We start from the raw sequence: 25,198 nt of genomic DNA, 5'->3' as shown, positions 1-25,198 counted from the left end.
ATCTAAATAAGTTACTGTACGGGACAAAACTGTCTTTCCCAATTGAGTAATTGTTCCGTTAGCAACAATTCCCGATTGACGCCCACTACAGATAATAATTGATGACGGCAATGTACCCAATCATCAACTGTATTTAATAGTGTTTCCACACTTTGAGAAGAAGCAAGATAATGAATCAAAGCTTGCTGATCTTGGTTAACACAGTAATTCTGTGCCTGCTGCCGCCATTTCACTGCATCGGATAATAAGCTGATCAACCAATGCAAAGATTGCTGCACATCATCACGATTCAGCAATGGTAAAAGTGACAGGGTATCACATTTATATAGTGCCTGTTCAATTGCCTGACAAAGCGAATTTCTTTGTTGCCATTTTTCAGTCTGAAGCAATTGCTGCGCTGCCAATGGCGCTCCTTGAGAAAGCTTTAATGCTGTTTGTGCATCCAGAGAGGATATAGCCGGAAGCTGATTTTGTAGCCAATAAAGCCCTGTCGAAGGTTCAGGTACTGGAATAAAATAGTAAAAGCAGCGGCTACGTAATGTTGCCAGCAAATTTATAGGATTCTGACACTGTAATAGGAAATATGTGTCTTGAGGCGGTTCTTCCAATGTTTTCAACAAGGCGTTAGAAGCAGCATCAGTCAGGGATTCTGCGGATGGGATCCAAGCAATTTTCGCCCCTCCTTGCTGAGAATATTCATAGAGCCTCTCGCTGAGCTGACGCACAGCATCTACTCCAACAATATTTTTTCCTTTTTCAGGAGCAAGAACATGCCAATCAGAGTGGGTTTCCGCCAACATTAAATGGCAGCCGTGGCATTTGCCACAGCTTTTAATACCCTGTTTATTCTGACACATTAACCAGCGACTCAAGCCATACAACAATGCACCGGCACCCGTTCCAGCATGGGCATGGAGCAAAATAGCATGATGCCCACGTCCCTGTTGATGAAATTCAACTAACTGCCGGTATGCATGATTGAGCCACGGATACCAATTCATGCCTGTGTTTCCTGTTCTTCTAACCAATTTAGTAAGGTATTACGAATATTATCCTGCACTTTTTCCAGTGGCTGAGCTGCATCAATCGTTTTGATACTGTCATCTTTTGCCACAAGTTCGAGGTACCTTATACGGGTACGGTGAAAAAAATCTAAGGATTCTTTTTCAATGCGATCCAATTCACCACGCGCACAAGCACGTTGTAAGCCTACTTCCGGAGGTAAATCAAGATAGAGGGTTAAATCTGGATAAAAATCACCCAGCGCAGCTTCGCGTAATGATTCCATCAAATGTTGATCAATACCCCGGCCTCCCCCTTGATAAGCCTGAGAAGAAAGATCATGGCGATCACCAACAACCCAAGTTCCCTGTAATAAAGCTGGTTTGATAATATTTTCCACCAATTGAACTCTGGCAGCATATAACATCAATACTTCTGCCTTATCTGTCAGTGATTCTCCCTCAACACCTTGTTTAATCAGCTCGCGCAATTTCTCTGCTAATGGTGTCCCACCCGGTTCACGGGTAAGAGTCAAATCAGAAATACCATACTGTTTCAAGGTTTCAACCACTGTTTGGATTGCGGTTGTTTTCCCCGCACCTTCGAGTCCTTCAATTACAATAAATTTACTGTTCATTTATCCTGCTTTAACCTTTGGCGATAAAGACCTACTGCCTTATTATGTTCTATTAGATTGGTGGTGAATGTGTGGCCACCATCGCCATTCGCAACAAAATATAAGTATTCCGTGACAGCAGGATGTGCCGCTGCCTTAATTGAAGCCAGACCTGGCATGGCGATGGGAGTTGGTGGTAATCCATCAATCATATAAGTATTGTACGGCGTCAAGGTATTGATATTACTGCGAAAAATTGTACCCGTATATTTATCTCCCAATCCATAAATCACCGTCGGATCAGTTTGTAATCTCATCTTTAACCGTAGACGATTCACGAATACAGAAGCAACTTTGGTGCGCTCAGATTCAATTGCAGTCTCTTTTTCAATGATAGAGGCCATGATCAGCATTTCATAAGCGCTTTTATATGGCAGATTCTTTTCTCTGTTTTCCCATTCCTGCCCTACTACCATTTTCATTTTGTTATAGGCTCGTTTGAGTAATTCCACATCACTCGTGCCTGCTGTATACATATAGGTATCAGGATAAAACCAGCCTTCCAGTGATTCCCCCCCTTTTATACCCAAAGCATCAAGCAGTTCTTGCGGTGTTTTACTTTCTATTTCATGCTTTAAGTATGGTGCATTCTGCAATATTTTTGACCAGTCAGAAAGACGACTGCCTTCAACAAAACGAATGGAAAATTGCGTTTCTTTACCACTGACAAACAGTTGCAAAACATCTCTTAAGGACATACCTTTTTGCAAGCGGTAAGTTCCGGCCTTAAACTTCGCCAGCTCCGGCTTAAATCGAAATAACCATGGCAGTAAATGATTATCTTCAATAAGATTATGCTGGGTCAATAAAGCTTCCATGCCAGTGCGCCCAGTTCCCGCTGGCACAGTAAATATCATCTCTTGACTGAGATTAATATCCTGAGCAGCAAAGTTTTGTATTTTCTTCATGAAAGAAAAGAATACGATCACAGCGATCGCAAAAATCAATCCGGGCAGAATGAAAATGCGCTTTTTTAGTTTCATTCGGTAATCACTTTTATCTGTGCTTCAATGATGAGTACTAAAATTATGAGTACTAAATAGCTAAGGTCTTAAGCACTCAGGTAATAAATACTCATGCAACTCTCTTGATTGATATTTCCACGCAGGTTGATTTTTATGCGCTTGAATTCGGTCTACTGGAACCACCGGCATTAAGGAATTACAGATAAGCACCTCATCCGCATGAGCCAAAGCTTCAGGATAACGCATGACACATAATAAGTTATAATCACTTTCTGCCAACAATTCGATTATCTTTTGCCTCATGACGCCCTCCACACCACACTGGCTAATATTAGGAGTATAAACATTTTTTCCTTTTCGCCAGAAAATATTGGCAGTACAGCATTCAACCAATAAGCCATCACTATCAAGTACCAAAGCTTCATCTGCTTTGGATTGTTCAATGAACTGCTTGATTAAAACCTGTTCCAAACGATTTAAGTGTTTAATGCCAGCCAGATAAGGATTAATTCCCATTGGAATAGGACTAAGAACTAATGAAGCACCTTTTTGGCGCTGAGCAATATATCGTTCAGGATATGAACTCAAAGACAGGATCTGTGTAGGCTCAATCGTGTCATTAAAACTGTAGCCACGACCTCCCATACCTCTGGAAAGAATGACTTTCAAAACACCTGATTCACACCCTTTTACAACCTGTTTAATATGGGTCTCAAGCTGAAACCAATCCAGTGCTGGCATAAATAGTTTTTCAACGCCTTTCTGCAACCGTTTTATGTGCAAAGGTAACAAGGCTGGTAATCCTTGCTCAACTCTTATTGTGGTAAAACAGCCATCACCAAATTGTACCGCACGATCATTAACAGGTAAGTGATCGCACTGATTACCATTAATCCAATACGTCATTTTAATTTCTTATTTTTGATAAAAAGCGTGATAACCTCATCTAGTAAGGGGCGTTATAATAGTATAGGTGTCTCTACAGTGCAAAAAACCATACAAAGACATTTCATAAAAACAGTTCATAAAGATAATTCACAAAAACCATCATAAAAAACAACTATAGAAAACAGATATAAAAAAACCTCAACAAACGTTGAGGCTTTTTATAAACACAAAGTGATTTTAGATCTTGCGGAAAATCAATGACCCATTGGTGCCACCGAAACCAAAAGAGTTACACAATGCGTATTCCATTCCTTCAACTTTACGCGCTTCATCTGGAACTAAATCCAAGTGACAGTTCTCATCCTGATTCTCCAAGTTAATGGTTGGAGGAACAATCTGATCACGCAGAGCAAGAATAGTAAAAATAGATTCAACAGCGCCTGCAGCACCCAATAAGTGGCCTGTCATTGATTTAGTTGAACTCACCAATACCTTAGTGCCTTCACCAAAAACAGACTCCACTGCACGCGCTTCTGCAATATCACCAACTGATGTTGAAGTACCATGAGCATTGATGTAACCCACCTGCTCTGGTGAAACTCCCGCATCTTTCAGAGCGTTTTGCATTGCTAAAGCAGCACCCGCTCCATCTTCAGGAGGTGATGTCATGTGGTAAGCATCGCTGCTCATGCCAAAGCCAACAACTTCAGCATAGATTTTTGCACCACGTTTTTTCGCATGTTCATATTCTTCAAGAACGACAACACCTGCGCCATCGCCCAGAACAAAACCATCACGATCTTTATCCCAAGGACGGCTTGCGCCTTGAGGATCATCATTACGGGTTGACAATGCACGTGCCGCACCAAATCCGGCAACACCAAATTCTGTGCTAGCTTTTTCTGCGCCACCTGCCAGCATAATGTCAGCATCATTGTAAGCAATGATACGAGCCGCATGACCAATATTATGTACGCCAGAAGTGCAAGCAGTTGCAATGGAAATACTCGGACCACGAAGACCATACAGGATACTCAAATGGCCTGCCACCATATTGATGATGGTTGAAGGTACAAAGAATGGGCTGACCTTGCGAGGCCCTGCCGATAACAATGTACCGTGATTTTCTTCAATCAGACCCAAACCACCAATACCAGAACCAATAGCCGCACCAAAGCGACTAGCATTGGCTTCTGTTACTTCGATTCCTGCATCTTCAAAAGCTTGTTTGCCCGCAGCAATACCATACTGAATGAAGAGATCCATCTTCCGTGCTTCTTTGCGCGAAATATTAAAATCTTCATGATTAAAATTCTTCACCACACCTGCAAACTTAGTTGCATGGTTAGCGGTGTCAAAATGTTCGATAAGGCCGATACCACTCTGTCCTGCACAAACAGCGTTCCAAGAAGACTCTACTGTATTGCCGACAGGAGATAACATGCCTAGTCCGGTCACGACTACTCGACGCTTAGACACAGTTATCCTCCAGGGAGGGAAAAAATTTAGGACGAAAAACATAGGCGGTCGAACGACCGCCTAGGTATGTGTGCTTGTTAACCTGCGTTTTCAACGTAGTCAATAGCAGCCTGAACTGTAGTGATTTTTTCAGCTTCTTCGTCTGGGATCTCGATATCGAACTCTTCTTCCAGAGCCATTACCAGTTCAACTGTGTCAAGAGAATCAGCGCCCAAGTCATCAACAAATGAAGCTGTGTTCACAACTTCTTCCTCTTTAACACCCAGTTGTTCAACGATGATTTTCTTAACGCGTTCGTCGATAGTGCTCATACTATTAAATTTCCTATCAAAACTCGCTTCTGCGATGGTTTTCGTAGTTTATAAAATACAGGAAAAGATGCAACCAAATCCCGGCTGGTCGAACCACAATCTGTGTTTTCTGTACAAAAAATACATCAAAAACAGAGGGTTCGCTCATTTTTTAGATCATATACATGCCACCATTGACATGTAATGTCTCACCTGTGATGTAAGCGGCCTCGTCAGAAGCAAGAAACGCTACAGCACTGGCAATTTCCTTTGCATCACCGAGACGATTAGCAGGAATTCCAGCAGAAATACCTGCACGTTGCTCATCTGTCAACGCTCTGGTCATATCAGTTTCAATAAAACCAGGTGCAACAACGTTTACAGTGATGCCACGAGAAGCGACTTCACGAGCCAGTGATTTACTAAAACCAATAACTCCTGCTTTCGCTGCCGTGTAATTCGCCTGCCCTGCATTTCCCATTGTTCCAACAACAGAGCCAATGGAAATAATACGTCCATAACGTTTTTTCATCATGGAGCGCATTACTGCTTTTGACAGACGAAAAATCGAAGAAAGATTAGTGTCAATAATATCTTGCCACTCATCATCTTTCATGCGCATCAACAAGTTATCACGAGTGATGCCTGCATTATTAATTAAAATGTCTATTTCACCAAATTCCGCACGAATATTCGATAGTGCATTCTCAATGGATTCAGAATCTGTGACATTCAGTACAAAACCTTTGCCTTTATCACCAAGGAAAGCACTGATTGCTTCCGCTCCCTTCTCACTGGTTGCAGTGCCAACAACGCATGCACCACGCTCAACCAATAATTCTGCAATCGCGCGACCTATACCACGGCTAGCGCCAGTGACCAGTGCAATTTTTCCATCAAAGCTCATGTTTTCCTCAGTCATTTGTTCAGAGCAACTGTGAGTGATGATACATCATTTACTGCTATAGCACTTAAAGTATCAACAATACGTTTCGTTAACCCAGTAAGTACCTTACCTGGCCCGATTTCCAACAATTGTTCAACGCCTTGCTCAGCAATATATTCAACTGATTCTGCCCAACGTACAGGATTATACAACTGACGAACCAAGGCGTCTCGAATAGCATCAGCAGTTTTTTCTACTTTTACATCGACGTTATTCACGACAGGGAATTGTGGCTGGTTAAACACAACTTCTTGCAGTGCAGCTGCCAGTTGCTCGGCTGCGGATTTCATAAGTGCACAATGCGAAGGCACACTAACAGATAACGGCAACGCGCGTTTTGCACCCACAGCCTTACATGCTGCTCCCGCACGTTCTACAGCATCTTTTTCACCTGCGATAACAACCTGCCCAGGTGAATTGAAATTAACAGGTGAAACAACCTGACCTTGTGCTGATTCTTCACATGCCTTTGCAATAGACTCATTATCTAAACCGATAATGGCATACATTGCCCCTTGCCCTTCTGGCACGGCTTCCTGCATCAGCTTCCCACGCAATTCAACGAGTTTAATTGCTTGCTGGAATTCAATCACACCAGCACAGACCAGCGCAGAATATTCGCCAAGACTATGACCTGCCATCATGGAAGGCAACTTACCACCTTTCTCCTGCCATACTCGCCAAATCGCCACTGAAGCGGCCAGCAACGCAGGTTGAGTTTTCCAAGTTTTGTTCAGTTCTTCTGCAGGCCCTTGCTGAACTAATGTCCATAAATCATATCCCAAAACCGCAGAAGCCTCTGCGAACGTCTGTTCAACCAGTGGAAACTCTGAAGATAAATCTGCCAACATACCCAGAGATTGAGAACCTTGACCGGGAAACACCATTGCAAAATCAGACATGTTTATTTTCCTGTTGAATTAAAAACGTACTAGCGCTGAGCCCCAGGTAAAGCCACCGCCGAATGCTTCAAGTAAAACAAGTTGGCCGCGCTGGATTCTTCCATCACGTACCGCTTCATCGAATGCTGTCGGAACAGATGCTGCCGAGGTATTGCCATATCGATCCAGAGTCACGACCACTTTATCCATTGTCATATCTAATTTCTTGGCCGTTGCCGAAATGATACGCAAATTCGCCTGATGAGGTACCAGCCAATCAAGCTGGGAGTGAGCCAAATTGTTGGCTTCTAATGTTTCATCAACAATATTAGCTAATTCGCGAACGGCAACTTTAAAGACTTCATTACCAGCCATAGTCACGTATTTTGGTGTATCACGCTCTACTCGACTTTGATGAGGCAATGACAGCAAATCACCATAACGACCATCAGCATGAAGATGAGTGGATAAGATGCCTGGTTCCTCTGAAGCTCCTACTACCATTGCTCCTGCCGCATCTCCGAAAAGAATAACCGTACTGCGATCTTTAGGATCTACAAGTCTTGAAATAATGTCAGAACCAATTACCAATGCATGTTTAGCAGCACCAGTTTTAATAAATTTATCTACGACGCTCAGCGCGTAAGTAAAGCCAGCACATGCTGCTGCAACATCAAAAGCCGCAATTCCTTGAATTCCCAGCAACTGTTGAATTTGGCAAGCCGCACTTGGGAAGGCGTGCGTTGAGCTTGTTGTTGCGACAACGATTAAGTCAATTTGTGCCTTATCGATGCCAGCCATTTCAATGGCCTTTTCAGCGGCTTTGAACCCTAAAATTGCAACATTTTCATCTTCAGCTGCAATACGGCGTTCACGAATGCCTGTCCGAGACACAATCCACTCGTCAGACGTATCTACCATTTTTTCTAAATCTGCGTTAGTACGCACCTGAGCAGGCAAATAACTGCCCGTACCTAAGATCTTTGTATACATTTATGCTTATTCACTCTTGGGTAATACTGCATCCAGCCGGGCAGCGATTCTGTCAGGAACCTGCTTCTCTATAGCTTGAATAGCTTGATCAATAGCAGCCTTAAAAGCACGTTCATTGGCAGCTCCGTGACTTTTGATGACGATGCCACGCAAGCCTAGTAACGTTGCTCCGTTATACTGGTCAGGGTTTAGATGGCCAAACCGTTTAGTTACTTGTCTTAGCAACCATTTTTTAAAAATCTTCATCTTGAATTGTTTCATCAACCAAGATGATTTTTTCTGCTGACCATCCGGTGACTTTATCAGAGATAGAATTATTCTGATCGCACCTTCCATCGTCTTCAGCGTAACATTACCTGCGAAGCCGTCACATACAAGCACATCCGTTTTTCCCGTCAGTAACTCATTTCCTTCCACATACCCAATGTAATTAATTGCAGGGGCATTGCGCAAGGTTATAGCGGCTTCGCGGATATTATCCAGCCCTTTGGATTCCTCTTCCCCAATATTGAGTAATGCAACGCGTGGATTATCCACACCAGCAACATGCTCTGCCATTACGACGCCCATAATCGCAAACTGAACTAACATACTGCTATTACAATTAATATTAGCGCCTAAATCCAATACAACAGTCTTCTGCTGTTTTAGGTTAGGAATCACTGTCATCAATGCAGGCCGCTCAATTCCTTCAATGGATTTCAGCATCAATTTGGCCAATCCCATCAAGGCGCCTGTATTCCCTGCACTGACACAAGCCTGTGCTTCTCCCGACTTGACTAAATTTAATGCTATACGCATTGAAGTACCATGACTGGAACGAATAGCCTGAGATGGCCTTGCATCGTTGGAAACGACATGTTCCGCAGGGACAATTTGCAAGCGGCTGAGCTGCTCAGCATTTTGATTTGCAAGCAAAGGAGAGATGGTTTCGGGATTACCGACCAACAATAGCTTCAGTTGTGGATTAGATGCCAGTGCCTGCAATGCAGCAGGCACCGTAACACGAGGACCAAAGTCCCCGCCCATAGCATCTAACGCTAAGGTTAGATTAGCCAAGATATCAACTTGCTAATAATTAGCTGAATTACTTGTTGATTACCTTGCGGCCACGGTAATAGCCATCAGCAGTCACGTGATGGCGCAGGTGAGTTTCACCAGAAGTTTTGTCTACAGAGACATGTGTTGCAGTCAGTGCGTCATGAGAACGACGCATACCACGTTTAGAACGAGTTGGTTTATTCTGTTGTACGGCCATTGACCTTACTCCTTAAGTACTTTTCTTTAAACTGGCTAATACGGCAAATGGGTTTGGCTTTTCCGCTTCAGGAGGAAGTTCACCAAACACCATATCCGCGTCGGACACTTCACAGTGTTCAGAATCATGTACCGGAACTACCGGCAGAGATAGAATTATTTCATCTTCAATCATTGCCAGCAAATCTATTTCGCCAAATTCGTTAACGCATATTGGCTCATATTCTTCCGGTAATGCCTCAGCCTGCTCATCATTGACGATCGGGCTAAAACAATACGTTGTGTGAACATGATGACTGAAATTACTGCCACAACGCTGACAGGCAAGCGTAACATCCACATCGGAATGCCCTTTTACAACTGCCAGACGCTGATTATCAATTTCAAATGATAATGAGTTATCTACATCACTATCCACACTGACCACGGATCCCGCAATACGAGATACTTGCCCAGCAGAATAACTACCATGGTAGTCCAATCTCTTCTGGGCTGTTCGAAGCGCATCGATGGTCAGGGGTAATTTTACCTTTTGCATAAGGCGCGCATATTATCTTTGTAATGAGACATAGTCAAAGAAAAAGGCCACACATCTGCGCCTTTCCGTTAAATATTCGCTTATTAAGCGGCGTATAGTTTAAAATGCCTACGAATATTTCTCTACGTATTTTATGGAAAAATGATGCTTCCGATTGTTTTATCGTCAACTTCTGTATATCGACGCCTATTATTGAAAAAATTGGGGTTACCTTTTACTTGTGCTTCCCCCAATATTGATGAAAGCCCAATGGAAAATGAAAGCCCAAAACAATTGGTAATGCGGCTGTCACATGCAAAAGCCAGTGCATTGCAGTGGGAATATTCTAGCCATCTGATTATAGCGTCAGATCAAGTTTGTGTTTTGGATGATAAAATTACAGGCAAGCCACATAATTTTGAGAATGCTTTCTTACAGCTGAAAAAAGCCAGTGGAAAATGTGTCACTTTTTATACCGGCATAACATTATTCAATAGCAAAACAGGGAGTATTGATACTCGTTGTGAGCTATTCCATGTCTATTTCAGAGAGCTTACAGAAACAGAAATTATCCATTATTTAAACAAAGAAAGTCCCTTCAATTGTGCTGGTAGTTTCAAAAGTGAAGGTTTAGGAATTACGTTATTTGATAAACTTGATGGTAAAGATCCGAATACACTTATAGGTTTACCACTAATAACTTTAACAGAAATGCTTATCCGTCAGGGGATAAACCCACTGACGGCATGTTCTCAGTGATTATTGTGTCGCAGTATTCTTAAACACTTCCGCAACCTATCATCCATTGGTGCTTCGAAACGCAGCGTTTCTCCCGTGGATGGATGGGTGAATTTTAATGAGCTGGCATGCAAGAACAATCGGTTAAGTCCGGTTTCTGTAAGCTGTGCATCAAATGCTCTATCACCATAACGATCATCAAACGCAATGGGATGACCGGCATGTAAAGTGTGTACGCGGATCTGATGGGTTCGTCCCGTTACTGGACTCGCTCGTACCAATGTTGCAAACTCATATCGTTCTTCAACTTTGAAACGTGTTTCAGACGGTTTGCCTTCTTTACTGACTTTAACCACCCTTTCCCCGCTTTGCAGGATATTTTTCAACAAAGGTGCTTCTACTAATTTACAATGGGACTGCCATTGCCCACACACTAGCGCCAGATAGTCTTTCTGCATCTGCTTCAAGCGTAATTGCTCATGCAATGCCCGCAATGCAGAACGCTTCTTCGCAATCAACAGAATGCCCGATGTATCGCGATCTAACCGATGTACCAGTTCAAGGAAACGCGCTTCAGGACGCAGAGCCCGTAACCCTTCTATCACGCCAAAACTCAGGCCGCTCCCCCCATGCACTGCTGTCCCCGATGGTTTGTTTAAGACTAAAATATGGTCATCTTCATACAAGATACACTCTGCCAGAGCTGCAACCTTATCCAGCTTGGCAGATACAGGGGGTTCTTGCCTTTCTGCTACTCTAACCGGTGGGATCCTGATGACATCACCTGCTGTCAATTTATATTCAGGCTTGATTCTTCCTTTGTTGACTCGAACTTCACCTTTACGCAAGATCCGATAGATCATGCTCTTAGGTACACCTTTTAAACGGGCCAGCAAAAAGTTATCAACTCGCTGACCAGCCTCATCGTCATCAATCGTGACAAATTGTACAATTTGATTATTTGTTTTCATGGACAAGATTCTAATAATCCAACAAACAGAGCGCCACTCATTTTTAAATATGCCTAAATAATATCCATTTTTTCTACTTCATTATTTCAAGTGTCTTAGGATAAAGACTAAAGATTAACAAGTTATCACTATTTCCTAATAAAAAACCCGCAAAGCGACAAAGTCACCTTGCTATCACCCCAATAGCAATGGAATAATGCTTTCTCGCCATAGTTTACTAAACTATGAATGACAGGATTAAAATTGTTTGTTATCTGTTTGATCGAACAAAAACGCAGCAAATGCATAAGACGTAATGTTTGATCAAGCAATTTATGGGCTGTGGGTGGCAGCTTACTGGATTGGGAAAAATTTGTACCTATGCTATTGCAGCATCCCAATAGAGTACTGTGTTTAAATGAAATTCAGACTCATCGACAAATAGGCGCCTCTATACAAACGATAGCCGTGAGGCTGGCGGATTTGTAAAAGACACGAGGTCATCGGTAACCAGTAGTTCTCCTTCTTTTATCCGCAGCTCTATATTAATGTAAAATAATGAGTAAGTTAGAATGAAAAGAATGTTAATCAACGCAACCCAGCAGGAAGAGTTGCGCGTTGCCCTTGTTGACGGGCAACGTCTTTATGATTTAGATATTGAAAGCCCAGGACACGAGCAGAAAAAGGCAAATATATATAAAGGTAAAATTACTCGAATTGAACCTAGCCTGGAAGCCGCTTTTGTTGATTACGGTGCGGAACGTCATGGTTTCCTGCCCATAAAAGAAATTGCTCGCGAATATTTCCCAAGTAATTATCATTCCCATGGTCGCCCTAACATTAAGGATCTCCTCAAAGAAGGTCAGGAAGTCATCGTCCAAGTTGATAAAGAAGAACGAGGTAATAAAGGCGCCGCTTTAACAACCTTTATCAGTTTGGCCGGTAGCTATCTAGTTCTGATGCCGAATAACCCAAGAGCGGGCGGAATTTCTCGCCGCATTGAGGGAGATGATCGCATCGAATTAAAAGAAGCGCTTTCTTCTCTTGAAGTTCCAGAAGGCATGGGGCTTATTGTTCGTACCGCAGGTGTAGGCAAATCTGCCGAAGCTTTACAGGGGGACTTGAACTTCCGTCTGAAACATTGGGAAGCAATCAAAAAAGCCGCAGACAACCATCCTGCTCCATTCCTGATCCATCAGGAAAGTAATGTTATCGTGCGCGCATTCCGTGATTATCTGCGTCCAGACATTGGGGAAATCTTGATTGACAACCCTAAAATTCTTGACTTAGCACGCCAGCACATCACAGCATTGGGACGTCCTGATTTTGCCAGTAAAATTAAACTGTACAGTGGTGAAGTCCCACTGTTCAGTCATTATCAAATCGAATCGCAAATCGAATCTGCCTTCCAGCGTGAAGTTCGGCTGCCTTCCGGCGGTTCTGTAGTCATCGATACTACTGAAGCCTTGATATCTATCGATATCAACTCATCCCGTTCAACCCGCGGTGGTGATATCGAAGAAACAGCATTTAATACCAACTTGGAAGCCGCTGATGAAATTGCACGTCAATTACGTCTGCGTGACCTCGGTGGCCTTATTGTTATCGATTTCATTGACATGACCCCGGTGCGCCATCAACGTGAGGTTGAAAACCGACTGCGTGATTCTGTACGCCAAGATCGCGCCCGCATTCAAATCGGCCGAATTTCCCGCTTTGGATTATTGGAGATGTCACGCCAACGCTTAAGTCCATCTCTTGGTGAATCCAGCCACCATGTCTGCCCTCGTTGTAGCGGTACCGGAACTATTCGAGATAACGAATCACTGTCTCTCTCTATTCTTCGCTTAATTGAAGAAGAAGCGCTGAAAGAAAATACGCATCAGGTTCACGCAATTGTTCCTGTGCAAATTGCTTCCTACTTACTGAATGAAAAACGTAAGGCAGTCAGTGCCATTGAACATCGTCAAGGCGGTGTTGGCGTTATCATTGTTCCAAACGATCAAATGCAAACCCCGCATTTCTCTGTTTTACGTGTACGTAAAGGCGAAGAAATTTCAACTTTGAGCTATTTGCTTCCACAACTGCATGAAGCTGAAATGACAAATGTTCAGGATGATGGTCAGCATGAACGCAAACGTCCAGAGCAACCTGCTATTTCAACTTTTGATCTGCCCGTAGAGACAACTGCATCATCGGCAGTAGAAAAAGCAAAAACAAAAGAGAAAAAAGCGGTAGTCAATAATCAGAAACAAACTGAAAAACCCGGCTTGTTCAGTCGATTCTTAAGTGCCCTGAAAAAGATGTTCAGTGGTGAAGAAGAAAAACAGACCCAAGAAAATAGCAAAAAATCTTCTGGTAATGATAATCGCCGTTCATCAGAACGTCGCAACCCACGCCGTCAGAATCAACGTCGCGAACGTAACGAAAATGATGTGCGCAATAACCGTGAGCGTGATGAGCAACGCAAGGGCCGTAATGCCCAGCAGAAAAATAATGTTCAAGATAGCACAGTGGTAGATAATGAAGCTCGTGAAGCACAGCAGCAACAACGCCGTGAACAACGAGCTGAACGTCAGCGTCGTCGCCAGGAAGAAAAACGTCAGCAACAATTGGAAGAGAAAGCTCAGCAGACAACAAATCAATCCGACATCGTCGAAGAAGAAGTTGAAGAGCGTCAACCAGTTATGCCTCGCCGTCAACGCCGTCAGCTTGAGCAAAAAGTACGTATCACTGACGAAGTGAAACAAGAAACTAATGTTGCTGCCTTACCAGTAGTGATACCGGAAGCTGTATCAGCAAACAGCAACAAAGAGACAAAAGCGCCTGGGCCAACCGTTATTGACTCAAATGCTGAAGCCGCTAACCAACCTGAAATGTCACAAAATACGGTTGCACAAGATGCAGATTCACAAAACTCAGCATCACAAGCCGTTGCGCCACAAAACAATGATCAACAAGACAACACAATGCCGCGTCGTTCCCGTCGTTCCCCACGCCACTTACGTGTCAGTGGTCAACGTCGCCGCCGCTATCGTGATGAACGTAATCTGACTCAATCACCAGTACCATTGAAAATGGCTGTAGTATCTCCAGAATTGGCATCAGGTAAAGTGTGGGTTCGTTATCCTGTTGCACCTGTGACCACTGCTGAATCTGGAATTCCAGCTTCTGTTGATGTAGTTATCGAAACGGTTGAAGAAAAAATCACTCCTGTACAGCAGGAAAAAGTTATTCTGATGCCTTCAATAACAGAATCAGCATCAACTGCAGTAGTGCCACAGATTGAAGTAACAGAGCAGAAAGTTGCAGTGCAACAAGAAGGCACTGATCATGACAATACTAAATCTACTATTAATGATGCTGCCATCGTAACGCCAGTAGAGCCGGAATTAGAAAGACCTAAAGTTTCGGAACCAAAAAACGTGGAGCCTGTCATCAACCATGATGAAAAATATCAGTCAGAATTTTTAGGCGATGCAGAACCACATATCCTAGTACCACATGATTCTGAAGAAATACGTCACACGGCAGATTCCATCATTGTGACGTCTATAGTCGAACAGGAACATCATGAAGAACAACCAGCTGTCACAACGGAAATATGCAAGGCAGAGGAAGTTAAAACGGAAGAGGCAAAAGCTGTTGAGTCTTCGATTATCGTGGAAAAAAATCATCACGCTTATTCCCCAATGACGAAGGCACCGGCACCAGATATGGTGACCAAACCTGTTATTATCACTGAATGGCAACGTCCGGCTTATCCATTCACAGGCAAAGGCGGTGCAGGTGGACATTCAGCAACAAATATCGCAGCATCTGCCATGTCCAAACCGCGGTTATTCGAATAATTAGATATTTTAATTGATTGTAAAACCAAATGGCTCCCAACACAGGGAGCCATTTTTTTACCCTACCCACGGTAAAAAACTAATTAGTTTCATTTCTTTCAATCATCGATTCCAATAAACTTGGATAGTTATCATTATCATTTAAAATAGTTAATTTTATGGAGAACTTTCCGTCGATGAAACCTTGGCTAATTTTTGGTGCTGGGAAAGGCGTTGGACGCCATTTGGTCACTATTGCACTAAAACAAAACCGTCCTGTCATCGCTTTAATTCGCAATGCACAACAAGCTGTGGAATTAAGTGCAATAGGAGTTAACGTGATACACGGCGATGCTTGTGACAGAATAAGCATAGAAAAAACGATTGCACAAGCGGGAGAAAATCCTGTTGTTTTCTCAACTATTGGTGGAGGAGATGCTGATCACTATGGGAACATTGCAATAATAGACGCATTGGAACAAGCGCAAATTTCACGTTTGTTATTAGTGACATCTATTGGATGTGGCGAAAGTTGGAAGACATTATCCGCACGAGCCAAATCATTATTCGGACAATCTGTCAGACACAAATCACTGGCCGAAAGTTATCTGCAAACCAGCACACTGGATTTTACAATTGTCCGTCCCGGTGGCCTTACGGATCAATCCGGGACTGGGCATTGCAAACTTTATCAAGAAGAAATTCATGGCATGGTGAGCCGAGAGGATGTAGCAAAGCAATTGGCGCAACTGTCTGAAGATGAACAAACTTACTATCAGATTTATGCCTTAGTTGATCCAGAACTCAAGCCTCACCGGAGTTAAGTTTTACTGATACCAAAAGGCAACCACGCCTAATGGCGTGGTTAAGTACCAGTTCAAATTAAAATTACTATTTTTTAAGAAGCGCCTTTTTGAACAGTGACATTTTAAATAACTAAAACTTATTTGACTCCACCATCCATCGCTTTGAGTTTTTTAGATAACTCACGGCGTTCTTTAGATAGCTCAGCATTTTTGATGATATATTCATCAACACGCTCTTCATAATCACTGCGCATGTGAGCAATAATTCCTTGAATATCTTCAACCGACATTCCCGGCTTTATGTAATCGCTCAGATTATCGAGCAGGAGTACACGTTTTTGGTTATCTCGAACCTTTTTCTCATTGTCTACAATTTCGCGCTGTAATTTGTTTTTGCGACGAAATATACGCACAAACTCCAGTACATTGTGGAATGTTGGTTTATTTGTGTTATCCATTTTTCATACCTTTTTAATCAGACCGATAATTTCTTGTGCTAACTACACAATACAATTTCAAGCAATACATAGACAAGTCAGTTTCAACAATTTATTGATACAAACTACTTTCCAGGTATATTCCTTAATCAAATATCTTGTCCTCCACATCTGGAATCCAATAGCTACTACTGCCATGGTAAGTTTGAATCTTGGCAGCCATGCGAATTGCTTCGCATAGATTTAGAAACGATGATACATCCTTGAGCGTTTGATACTGTTAATTGATATCCTAATTTTTCATAGAATTCAGGTTTCATATCTTGGGCATGCAGGCAAATTGAAAATAATGAATTTGGTAAACCTTTCCCCACAACTTCAAGGAATTTTTCAGATAGTCCGGATCACTCACGAAACACGACATATTCTTGTAGTGTCGGAAGTGCTTTTCCAATAATTCAGATTCGTCATAATATAGTTTACCATGTATAACATGTGATATACCTAGCGATAGAATTGGATAAATGTGACACTGGTGGAAGCATAATCCTTTGATTAGTAATCATAAAAATTAGCAATAACGGAGAGTACACAATCTTGAATACCAGTAAAGAAAACCAAAGTTTCTACTTTCATGACTATGAAACTTTTGGTAAGCATCCGGCCCTAGATCGTCCTGCACAATTTGCGGGAGTTCGCACCGACAGTGATTTCAATATCATTGAAGAGCCTTTAGTGGTGTATTGTGCTCCCGCTGACGATTATCTTCCCGATCCTGAAGCTGTCATGATCACAGGAATTACACCTCAATTGGCATTGAAAAAAGGTGTCGACGAAGCTGAATTTGCCCGGAAAATTCATGAAGCATTCAGCAAACCCAATACATGTATTCTTGGCTATAACAATATTCGTTTTGATGACGAGGTCAGCCGTAATATCTTCTATCGTAATTTTTACGATCCTTATGCCTATAGCTGGCAAAAAGGCAACTCCCGCTGGGATTTGCTCGATGTATTACGTGCCTGCTATGCCCTGCGTCCGGAAGGCATTGTCTGGCCTGAAAATGAGGATGGATTGCCTAGCTTCAAACTGGAACATCTGACAAAAGCCAACGGAGTTGAGCATACTCATGCTCATGATGCTATGTCCGATGTTTATGCCACTATTGCAATGGCAAAATTGGTGAAAAAAGCTCAACCTAAACTGTTCGATTATTTTTTCCAATTGAGAAATAAACAGAAAGTCAGCAATCAAATTGATATCCCACAAATGAAACCTCTGGTTCATGTATCGGGCATGTTCGGAGCTCTACGCAGCAATATTAGTCTGATTGCCCCTTTGGCATGGCATCCAAGTAACCGCAATGCAGTTATCATGTGCGATCTGGCAGGTGATGTTTCTCCACTTCTGGAGCTTAGCGCAGAGGAATTACGTGAGCGCCTGTATACTCGACGGGATGAATTACAGCCAGACCAAAGTCCGGTGCCAATTAAACTAGTGCATATTAATAAATGTCCAATCATTGCGCCTGAAAATACCTTGCGTCCAAAAGATGCAGAGCGAGTTGGACTGGATCGCAACCAGTGTGAGCGAAATTTGGCTATTTTGCGCAACCACCCACAAATTAGAGAAAAGGTCGTTGAACTGTTTTCTCATCCAGAAGAATTTCCGGAATCTGATAATATCGACACCAAACTATACAGCGGATTTTTCAGTGATGCTGACAAAACTGCTATGGAAATTATCAGAAAAACCTCCCCCCAAAACTTGCCAGCCTTGGATCTAACGTTCCAGGATGCGCGCATTAAGCCACTATTATTCCGCTATCGTGCAAGAAATTATCCAGCAACACTGGATCATGACGAACAACAACGCTGGCTACGTCATCGCCAAGATACGTTAACACAGGAAAATATCAGCCAATATCTTGCAGCTATTAAAGGGCTTTTTGTTGAATATCAGTCTGATGAAGAAAAATGCCGCCAGTTAAAAACACTGGTTGATTATGCAATTCAAATAGCTGGATAAATTCTATATAAGTTCTATACCCAATGGATTTCAAGATGCGTCGCGGCGGCAAAGGAGCGAATCCCCGGGAGCATAGATAACTATGTGACCGGGGTGAGTGAACGCAGCCAACAAAGAGGCAACTTGAAAGACGAAGGGTATATACCCAATAGATTTCAAGTTGCAACCTGAACGATAAAAAGAATATTTGTTTAAAGAAAAAAAAGACCAACATTGATGTTTTGTCTTTTTCTTCTTTTGCTCCATCATGAACGCAAGCTAATCATTTTGATGTTCAGTAACTTGGCAACCATATTCTCCTCTCCAGTTTTTCAGCTTGGAAGTTTTACCAATTCCCGGATTTAAAGTATTAGTTGGATCAGTCAGTTGATAGAAGCGCTTAAGCTGTGGTTTAGCTTTATACAAGTGACCAACGTTATGCTCGGCAGGATATTCCGCACCTCGTTGATTCAAAATCTCCAGCATTTTTGTTTTTAACGCATGGACATTTGTACCTTTTTTAACAATATAGTCCTGATGGAATACATGACACATAAAATGTCCATAATATAGCCGATAAACTAACGCTTCATTGATTTCGGCGGGCAAAGTTTCAAACCATTCACGATCATTACGGCGCAAAGCGATATCCAATGCCAAAATATCTTCTACTTCATTATTGTGAACAGCTTGATAACGAATGGCTGCCCCTGCGGCGGCAAAACGATGTAAGAATGCTTTCGCCCCCTCTTCTGGGGAACAAACAAAATACTCTCCATCAGCTTGCTTGAAATAACTTTCCAGCCATTCACTCGCCTCTTTTATACCTTTACCTGACATTTTCAGCATCAAGTGATGCTCAAAGCGATTTCGATATTCTTTCAGGCGAGTAGGTAAATGAGAAGGTAATAAACAGCTCAACCCCTGCATGACACGATCTGTCAGATGTAATGGCAAAAATGGCACTTTGCCTAATGTGGCATCGACTCGTCCTTTCAGGTTGAAAAACATTGGCATTTTATCTGTGCCCAGTTTATCAATCATAATGAAGGTGTCTTTCCCATATATTTCTGCTATATCAAATATATCCCGATGCATGTATTCCCCAGCAACTGGTAAGTGCTGGAAATTCGATAGAATATGACGCCGCAATTCTGTCAATACTTTCGGTTGGTTGGTGCCGATATAAAAAACCTGCGAAGATGTCTCTGCTGGAAAAGTATCAAGACGGACCGCAAAAACAACCAATTTCCCCGCACAACCCGAGGCTTCAAATAGCCTGCGTTCATCAGCATTAAATCTTGATGGCGTATTTGCATCTATATCCCGGACACGCTGTGAATATTCATGATCAGAAGCATTTCTGTCACCATGCTGAATATCTTCAGTTCGGTAACGTTGCCCTTCCAGACAAACCAAAATATCTTCGGGCTGATCACCCAACGATATTCCCAAGTGGTTAATCAGTTCAGCTTCTCCTTTTTCATTGACTCGGCCATAGAGCGCCATTTCAGTATAAGCGGGTCCCCGCTGAACCAAAGAACCCCCTGAGTTATTGCAAATCCCACCAATAACGGATGCACCAATACAGGACGAACCAATAACTGAATGTGGTTCACGTCCCAATGGTTTCAATACCTTCTCTAAATGCCACAATGTACTGCCAGGGAATGCAATAACTTGATTCGTTGATTGAATAATCTGAATTTTATCCATTCGTAATGTACTGATAATGATGATATCACGGTCATAATCATTGCCACTCGGTGTCGATCCCTCCGTTAACCCAGTATTGGCTGCCTGCATCAAAATGATTTTGTCAGCCTCAACACAGGCTTTGAATACTTTCCACTGTTCCAATAATGAACCCGGAAATACAACCGCAAGGGCATTTCCTTGTCCGGAACGAAAACCTTTTCGGTAACGTTCCGTTTTTCTAGGTTCAATGAGGATATGAGAAGAACTAACAATATTCGTGAGAGTGGTGATTAATCGCTGATTCTGAGGATTTTTAGCATCATTCATAATAATTCTCTTACCTTACTAGAGCCAGACAGACCAGCTCTTAATGAAATCAGGCATGGCTAATTTACCGTTTATTATATGATGTCTTTTGATAATATCTGTATGATTTATACTCTTTTTTCATTTCAAGTAAAAACCCACCTTCATAGAAGGCAGTATTGATTGTGCCCCAAACGGATGTGCAAAAACTAAAAATAAAACAGCACCCGAAGGTGCTGTTTTAAAACCACATTTTCAATTTCAACTTGCTGATTTTTAGCAATAATCTGAACCACTTTTTAACTATGATTCAGTAAACTGTGGCATTGGCTGACGGAAGCTACGAGTCAGGAAAAACATGTAAAGAAGACCAATGCTTCCCCAAATCAAACCTAATTCCATAGAGTTTACTTCCAAATTCATCCACAAGACACCCACTGTTGCAGCACCAAGAAGTGGTAATATCAAGAAATTCAAGGTGTCTTTCAATGTATTATTGCGACGTTCACGAATATAGAATTGAGAAATCACCGATAAGTTCACAAACGTAAATGCAACCAATGCACCAAAGTTAATCAGAGCCGTTGCCGTCACCAGATTCAACCAACCTGCGGATAAAGCAATAATGCCAACTAATATCACGTTGATTGATGGAGTACGCCATTTAGGGTGAACATAAGCAAATACTTTTTCAGGTAATACACCATCACGCCCCATTACATAGAGCAGACGGGATACACCTGCGTGAGCAGCCATACCAGAAGCCATTACAGTTACACAGGAAAAAACCAAAATAATCGATTGAAATAGTGCCCCTGCAACGTACAGCATAATTTCTGGCTGAGATTCATCAGGGTTTTTAAACCGAGAAATATCAGGGAAATAGAGCTGTAAGAAATAAGATACAGCAATGAAGATAACACCACCAATTAATGCAGTCAGGAAAATCGCTTTAGGAATAACCTTTTCTGCATTAGGTGTTTCTTCAGATAAAGAACTAATACCATCAAACCCGAGGAAAGAGAAACAAAGTATCGTCGCTCCGGTTATCATTGGAATCAATTTTGCTTCTTCCGACGTAAACGGTCGCATACTGAACAAAGTGCCAGCACCTTCTCCGCTATGTACGCCGTACATTAAGAAACCGACAAATGCCACTATGACAGCAATTTGCACAACCACAATCAGGCCATTAAGGTTTGCTACAACATTAATGCCACTCAGATTGAACACTGTCATCAATACTGCCAAACCAACCACAAAGATCCAAGGATCAATGTCTGGGAAAATGGCTTGAAGATAAATTTTTGCCAGCAAGATATTGATCATCGGCATAAGCAGATAATCCAGTAAAGACGACCAACCTACCATAAACCCAAGATGGGGATTCATTGATTTTTGTACGTATGTGTAGGCGGAACCTGCTGATGGGAAACGTTTTACTAATTTTCCATAACTTAAAGCTGTAAATAAAATTGCGGTCAGTGCGATAGCATAAGATGTCGCAACATGTCCATCCGTCAATTTGGAAACTATGCCAAAAGTATCAAAAATAGTCATTGGCTGCATGTACGCAAGACCCATCATGACTACTTGAAACAGAGTCAATGTTCTTCTCAATTGAACGCGGTTGCTGGCACTGGCTTGGCTGGTGCCAAGAGAGATTGAATTATGCGACATGAGCGAAACCTCCCATAACTTCGATCTGGGTACTGATACAACTACTTAATCGATAGTTACTGGGTAGACTTCGCATCTGTCTATAAACAGAAAAGAAAGAAGAATCAGAGGATGGTGAACTGACAGAGGGCCATGCCCCGTAGTCATCGTTGCAGCAACGAGCGCCAATTGGCACAAGTGCAAAAGAGAATAATTGCTTCATATTTGCATTCCTCAGTACAGCAACCCAGCTTCAATTATGGTTGCTTATGGTCAGTATCGATCCAGAACAGAATCCGGCCTCTTGGTGTTGTAAAAAATAACTCAAAGCAAAAAAAATAACTGGTGCATATTTACGCACCAGTTATTTTTAGTGCACGCATTTTGCCCTTCAAGTCCAGAAATAGCAAGCGCCACGACACTAAAAATTTATTATTTTTTACAACACTATAAAGCCTTATAAAATAAGCTCTTACTGAGTTTGTGTCCAAGCCTGACACCTTCATATCCGTTGATTGGCCTTTGGTTGTTTTTTAGCACAGAGGAGAACTATTTGCCATTTAGTTATGAGTATCTTGATAGCAAAAAAATCATCCCATCACCACAAAATTGATGACGGGATGATTTTATATGATGTCTAAATGTTATGCATAACAACTAATATTAATAAAAAAGTGAAATATTAGTTAAAAGTCATAATTAATGCCGATATTGTAACGGCGACCATCTAGGACTGCATCATGGCTTTCTTCAGTTACTCGTTTGTCAAAAACGTTATAGACCCCACCTAACAAGCGTAGGTTTTTAGCCAAATTATAAGTCACTCCTAGATCAACAAAAGTATAAGAAGGGGTTCCATCTCTCATACTAGAGCGATACTGATAATTTTTTGTTTTACTGCGGAAATTAATACGAGTCCACGTATCCAACTCGGATAACGGCTGCCAGTTCAAGGTTGCATTCGCCATATGTGTTGGCATTTTATTTAATGGTTGACCTTTGAACTTACCGCTTTTTTGCTCAGAATTGGTATAAGTATAGTTTGCTGCCAATGACAAATTTTCAACAATATCCCAATTCAGGGTAGTTTCAATACCTCGAATATTAGCCTTATCAACATTTATACGTTTGTTAATAAAATCATAATCGTCACTACCCAGTTTACAACCTTTGTCGCAATATCCAATTTCTGTGATTTTATCTTTAAAATTAGTATTAAAGATAGTTACACCAACATTAAAGTTTTCTTGATTATTCCAGATAATACTAATTTCTTCATTGATACTTTTCTCTGGCTTGAGATCTGAATTCCCTAAGATCATTCCTGTGCTAAACCGCCCACCTGTTGTCTGTCCCCAGTTAGGAGCAACTTGTCTTATATCAGGAGAACGATAACCTGTAGAAACCCCTCCCTTAATCGTCCATTGCTCATCAGCGTGCCATACTCCATATAGGCGAGGTGTCCAATGCATTCCGAAATTTTGATCTTTATCTAACCGAACTCCGCTAGTCAGAGCAAAATCATTAACCATTTGCCATTCGTCTTCTAGGACTAACGCCCAACTCCAGCGAGTTAACTTATTAACACCTTTAGCTGTAGGTAGTTTATTGCTATTGTCTCGCAAATCCTCATAACGATATTGGCCGCCAATACTTACTGTGTGGTCGTCAAATACAAGCGTCGTATGATTATTAAATACCGTATCATTATTTGTCATATCACGTTCAGGATTACGAGCCTCATCTCTTTGAATATAAGAGGTCGTCGTGCCAAAATCATAAATACCATGATGAGTAATAGAGTAATTATTACGTTTATAACGACTTATATCATTGTCACAAGATTTTGGCTGACAATCACGAGTCTTACCGATCGTTGAATCGCGATCTTGTTCATAGCGGCCAGCTTCAAAAGTAAAAGCATTTTGCTCATCTGGAGTTAAGGAGAAAGCTATTGCGCCGTTGCGCATTTCTTGCTCTCTAAATCCTCCTAAAAACTTATCTTCATTACGATGCGAATATGAGCCATTCACCCTCAATCCCAACAACCCATCAATGACTGGTCCTGCTGCATAAATACTATTTTGGTAGCTGTTACCAGAATCTTTACTTTCAGTTAGGGTAGCATCTGCTCTCAAGCTTAAATGCCATTCTTTCTGAGCCTTACGCGTAATAACATTAATCACACCGCCCATAGCATCAGAACCATATAGAGAAGACATAGGTCCTCTCACTACTTCAATACGCTCAATTGCAGTCAGCGGTGGTAACCATCCTTGTTCAATTCCCGAACCATCACTATTCGGACGAGTGTTACGCGTATCAACACGCTTACCATCAACTAGGATCATGGTATATTTTGAAGCCATACCACGAATACTAATATCACTACTACTACCACCACCAGTAACAACCACGCCCGGCACATCTTTCAATGCATCCGTTACATCACGGTAGGCTTTAGTTTCCAGTTGCTCACGGCTGACAACTGAAATTGAAGCAGGCGCATCTTCAATCTTTTGCTGGAACCCCGCCGCTGTAGTGACAATAATTTTATCTTCACTATTATTAGCAGCCAAAACAGTGCTGGACGATATAGCAGCAATAATACCTAATACAATTTTTTTCTTTGCAAAAACAGCCATTCCCGATTCTCCAAAAGGTAGAATAGAATTATTTAAATTAATATGGATAACCAACACACGACCATTAACAGGGATAACTAATTACCCCTCTCTGTGTTGTATTTATTAAATTAATTACTTGGATTCACATATTAAGCGCAACACCGTAATGAACGAAGTAAATGAGTGGGTACTCCTTTAAATAACTCATTCGGTGTTTTGTAATCTCGTGTTTTACGAGGGCGATTA

Annotated in this window: 22 protein-coding genes; 4 read left to right on the top strand and 18 right to left on the bottom strand. The window is 41.9% G+C overall.

The genetic code is table 11. The features are described 5' to 3' along the window. Positions 1 to 11: 11 nt before the first annotated feature. From holB to yceD, 12 genes are all read right to left on the bottom strand, one after another. The gene (gene holB, locus PSI23_RS10150; protein WP_273554968.1) at positions 12 to 1,001 is read right to left on the bottom strand and encodes a DNA polymerase III subunit delta'; all 990 of its coding nucleotides are present in this window, start codon (positions 999 to 1,001) and stop codon (positions 12 to 14) included. Continuing rightward, a complete protein-coding gene (gene tmk, locus PSI23_RS10145; protein ID WP_273554967.1) occupies positions 998 to 1,639 on the bottom strand; it encodes a dTMP kinase in 642 nt (213 codons plus the stop codon). The genes holB and tmk overlap by 4 nt, the downstream gene beginning before the upstream one ends. Beyond that, complete coding sequence (mltG, locus tag PSI23_RS10140) at positions 1,636 to 2,661, bottom strand: endolytic transglycosylase MltG (RefSeq protein ID WP_273554966.1); 1,026 nt, start codon at positions 2,659 to 2,661, stop codon at positions 1,636 to 1,638. The genes tmk and mltG overlap by 4 nt, the downstream gene beginning before the upstream one ends. A 60-nt stretch (positions 2,662 to 2,721) precedes the next feature. Further along, positions 2,722 to 3,549, bottom strand: coding sequence for an aminodeoxychorismate lyase (pabC, locus tag PSI23_RS10135; protein WP_273554965.1), 828 nt, complete (start codon positions 3,547 to 3,549; stop codon positions 2,722 to 2,724). 219 nt (positions 3,550 to 3,768) lie between these two features. After that, on the bottom strand, positions 3,769 to 5,010 hold the full coding sequence (gene fabF / locus PSI23_RS10130; protein WP_273554964.1) for a beta-ketoacyl-ACP synthase II: 1,242 nt from the start codon (positions 5,008 to 5,010) through the stop codon (positions 3,769 to 3,771). A 77-nt stretch (positions 5,011 to 5,087) separates the two neighbouring features. Next, on the bottom strand, positions 5,088 to 5,321 hold the full coding sequence (gene acpP / locus PSI23_RS10125) for an acyl carrier protein (protein ID WP_092519643.1): 234 nt from the start codon (positions 5,319 to 5,321) through the stop codon (positions 5,088 to 5,090). Positions 5,322 to 5,472: 151 nt separating this feature from the next. Next, complete coding sequence (gene fabG / locus PSI23_RS10120; protein WP_273554963.1) at positions 5,473 to 6,207, bottom strand: 3-oxoacyl-ACP reductase FabG; 735 nt, start codon at positions 6,205 to 6,207, stop codon at positions 5,473 to 5,475. 11 nt (positions 6,208 to 6,218) lie between these two features. Next, complete coding sequence (gene fabD, locus PSI23_RS10115) at positions 6,219 to 7,148, bottom strand: ACP S-malonyltransferase (protein WP_273554962.1); 930 nt, start codon at positions 7,146 to 7,148, stop codon at positions 6,219 to 6,221. Between the two features lie 18 nt (positions 7,149 to 7,166). Beyond that, on the bottom strand, positions 7,167 to 8,120 hold the full coding sequence (locus PSI23_RS10110) for a beta-ketoacyl-ACP synthase III (protein ID WP_273554961.1): 954 nt from the start codon (positions 8,118 to 8,120) through the stop codon (positions 7,167 to 7,169). A gap of 6 nt (positions 8,121 to 8,126) precedes the next feature. Beyond that, on the bottom strand, positions 8,127 to 9,179 hold the full coding sequence (gene plsX / locus PSI23_RS10105; protein WP_273554960.1) for a phosphate acyltransferase PlsX: 1,053 nt from the start codon (positions 9,177 to 9,179) through the stop codon (positions 8,127 to 8,129). 28 nt (positions 9,180 to 9,207) lie between these two features. After that, complete coding sequence (gene rpmF, locus PSI23_RS10100) at positions 9,208 to 9,378, bottom strand: 50S ribosomal protein L32 (protein WP_004247080.1); 171 nt, start codon at positions 9,376 to 9,378, stop codon at positions 9,208 to 9,210. 12 nt (positions 9,379 to 9,390) lie between these two features. Beyond that, positions 9,391 to 9,915, bottom strand: a complete 525-nt coding sequence (gene yceD, locus PSI23_RS10095; RefSeq protein ID WP_273554959.1) for a 23S rRNA accumulation protein YceD — start codon at positions 9,913 to 9,915, stop codon at positions 9,391 to 9,393. A 144-nt stretch (positions 9,916 to 10,059) separates the two neighbouring features. Here yceD and PSI23_RS10090 point away from each other — a divergent pair, with 144 nt between their 5' ends. Continuing rightward, positions 10,060 to 10,653, top strand: a complete 594-nt coding sequence (locus PSI23_RS10090; protein WP_273555018.1) for a Maf family protein — start codon at positions 10,060 to 10,062, stop codon at positions 10,651 to 10,653. On the opposite strand, the gene rluC is transcribed toward PSI23_RS10090, so the two are convergent. After that, positions 10,647 to 11,603 (bottom strand): 23S rRNA pseudouridine(955/2504/2580) synthase RluC, encoded by a 957-nt coding sequence (rluC, locus tag PSI23_RS10085; protein ID WP_273554958.1) that lies wholly within the window; start codon positions 11,601 to 11,603, stop codon positions 10,647 to 10,649. The genes PSI23_RS10090 and rluC overlap by 7 nt on opposite strands. 551 nt (positions 11,604 to 12,154) lie before the next feature. On the opposite strand from rluC, the gene rne reads away from it, so the two are divergent. Then, on the top strand, positions 12,155 to 15,433 hold the full coding sequence (gene rne, locus PSI23_RS10080) for a ribonuclease E (RefSeq protein ID WP_273554957.1): 3,279 nt from the start codon (positions 12,155 to 12,157) through the stop codon (positions 15,431 to 15,433). Positions 15,434 to 15,609: 176 nt separating this feature from the next. Next, entirely contained in the window at positions 15,610 to 16,236 is a 627-nt protein-coding gene (locus PSI23_RS10075; RefSeq protein ID WP_273554956.1) for an SDR family oxidoreductase, read from the top strand. A 119-nt stretch (positions 16,237 to 16,355) separates the two neighbouring features. On the opposite strand, the gene tmaR is transcribed toward PSI23_RS10075, so the two are convergent. Beyond that, positions 16,356 to 16,676, bottom strand: a complete 321-nt coding sequence (tmaR, locus tag PSI23_RS10070; protein ID WP_069316200.1) for a PTS system regulator TmaR — start codon at positions 16,674 to 16,676, stop codon at positions 16,356 to 16,358. A 576-nt stretch (positions 16,677 to 17,252) separates the two neighbouring features. On the opposite strand from tmaR, the gene sbcB reads away from it, so the two are divergent. After that, positions 17,253 to 18,683 (top strand): exodeoxyribonuclease I, encoded by a 1,431-nt coding sequence (sbcB, locus tag PSI23_RS10065; protein WP_273554955.1) that lies wholly within the window; start codon positions 17,253 to 17,255, stop codon positions 18,681 to 18,683. 258 nt (positions 18,684 to 18,941) lie between these two features. On the opposite strand, the gene dld is transcribed toward sbcB, so the two are convergent. From dld to PSI23_RS10045, 4 genes are all read right to left on the bottom strand, one after another. Beyond that, positions 18,942 to 20,687 carry a D-lactate dehydrogenase gene (gene dld / locus PSI23_RS10060; RefSeq protein ID WP_273554954.1) on the bottom strand — a complete coding sequence of 582 codons (1,746 nt, stop codon included), beginning with the start codon at positions 20,685 to 20,687 and terminating at the stop codon, positions 18,942 to 18,944. 282 nt (positions 20,688 to 20,969) lie between these two features. Continuing rightward, positions 20,970 to 22,346, bottom strand: coding sequence for an APC family permease (locus PSI23_RS10055; RefSeq protein ID WP_273554953.1), 1,377 nt, complete (start codon positions 22,344 to 22,346; stop codon positions 20,970 to 20,972). Next, complete coding sequence (locus tag PSI23_RS10050; protein ID WP_273554952.1) at positions 22,336 to 22,548, bottom strand: hypothetical protein; 213 nt, start codon at positions 22,546 to 22,548, stop codon at positions 22,336 to 22,338. Before PSI23_RS10050 ends, PSI23_RS10055 begins: the two co-directional genes overlap by 11 nt. 463 nt (positions 22,549 to 23,011) lie before the next feature. Beyond that, complete coding sequence (locus PSI23_RS10045; RefSeq protein ID WP_273554951.1) at positions 23,012 to 24,970, bottom strand: ligand-gated channel protein; 1,959 nt, start codon at positions 24,968 to 24,970, stop codon at positions 23,012 to 23,014. Positions 24,971 to 25,198 lie beyond the last annotated feature (228 nt).

The sequence above is a fragment of the Xenorhabdus yunnanensis genome (assembly GCF_028598805.1).
Lineage (GTDB): Bacteria > Pseudomonadota > Gammaproteobacteria > Enterobacterales > Enterobacteriaceae > Xenorhabdus > Xenorhabdus yunnanensis.
Note: the sequence above shows the minus strand (reverse complement) of the source record. Positions and strands in the feature narration are given on the sequence as shown.

Bases quoted from the DNA above. Each gene is read 5' to 3' on its own strand.
- fabG (WP_273554963.1), bottom strand. From the start codon at position 6,207: ATGAGCTTTGATGGAAAAATTGCACTGGTCACTGGCGCTAGCCGTGGT.
- PSI23_RS10090 (WP_273555018.1), top strand. From the start codon at position 10,060: ATGCTTCCGATTGTTTTATCGTCAACTTCTGTATATCGACGCCTATTA.
- tmaR (WP_069316200.1), bottom strand. From the start codon at position 16,676: ATGGATAACACAAATAAACCAACATTCCACAATGTACTGGAGTTTGTG.
- rne (WP_273554957.1), top strand. From the start codon at position 12,155: ATGAAAAGAATGTTAATCAACGCAACCCAGCAGGAAGAGTTGCGCGTT.
- PSI23_RS10050 (WP_273554952.1), bottom strand. From the start codon at position 22,548: ATGAAGCAATTATTCTCTTTTGCACTTGTGCCAATTGGCGCTCGTTGC.
- PSI23_RS10055 (WP_273554953.1), bottom strand. From the start codon at position 22,346: ATGTCGCATAATTCAATCTCTCTTGGCACCAGCCAAGCCAGTGCCAGC.
- rpmF (WP_004247080.1), bottom strand. From the start codon at position 9,378: ATGGCCGTACAACAGAATAAACCAACTCGTTCTAAACGTGGTATGCGT.
- PSI23_RS10110 (WP_273554961.1), bottom strand. From the start codon at position 8,120: ATGTATACAAAGATCTTAGGTACGGGCAGTTATTTGCCTGCTCAGGTG.
- mltG (WP_273554966.1), bottom strand. From the start codon at position 2,661: ATGAAACTAAAAAAGCGCATTTTCATTCTGCCCGGATTGATTTTTGCG.
- rluC (WP_273554958.1), bottom strand. From the start codon at position 11,603: ATGAAAACAAATAATCAAATTGTACAATTTGTCACGATTGATGACGAT.
- fabD (WP_273554962.1), bottom strand. From the start codon at position 7,148: ATGTCTGATTTTGCAATGGTGTTTCCCGGTCAAGGTTCTCAATCTCTG.
- yceD (WP_273554959.1), bottom strand. From the start codon at position 9,915: ATGCAAAAGGTAAAATTACCCCTGACCATCGATGCGCTTCGAACAGCC.
- tmk (WP_273554967.1), bottom strand. From the start codon at position 1,639: ATGAACAGTAAATTTATTGTAATTGAAGGACTCGAAGGTGCGGGGAAA.
- holB (WP_273554968.1), bottom strand. From the start codon at position 1,001: ATGAATTGGTATCCGTGGCTCAATCATGCATACCGGCAGTTAGTTGAA.
- dld (WP_273554954.1), bottom strand. From the start codon at position 20,687: ATGAATGATGCTAAAAATCCTCAGAATCAGCGATTAATCACCACTCTC.
- PSI23_RS10045 (WP_273554951.1), bottom strand. From the start codon at position 24,970: ATGGCTGTTTTTGCAAAGAAAAAAATTGTATTAGGTATTATTGCTGCT.
- acpP (WP_092519643.1), bottom strand. From the start codon at position 5,321: ATGAGCACTATCGACGAACGCGTTAAGAAAATCATCGTTGAACAACTG.
- pabC (WP_273554965.1), bottom strand. From the start codon at position 3,549: ATGACGTATTGGATTAATGGTAATCAGTGCGATCACTTACCTGTTAAT.
- PSI23_RS10075 (WP_273554956.1), top strand. From the start codon at position 15,610: ATGAAACCTTGGCTAATTTTTGGTGCTGGGAAAGGCGTTGGACGCCAT.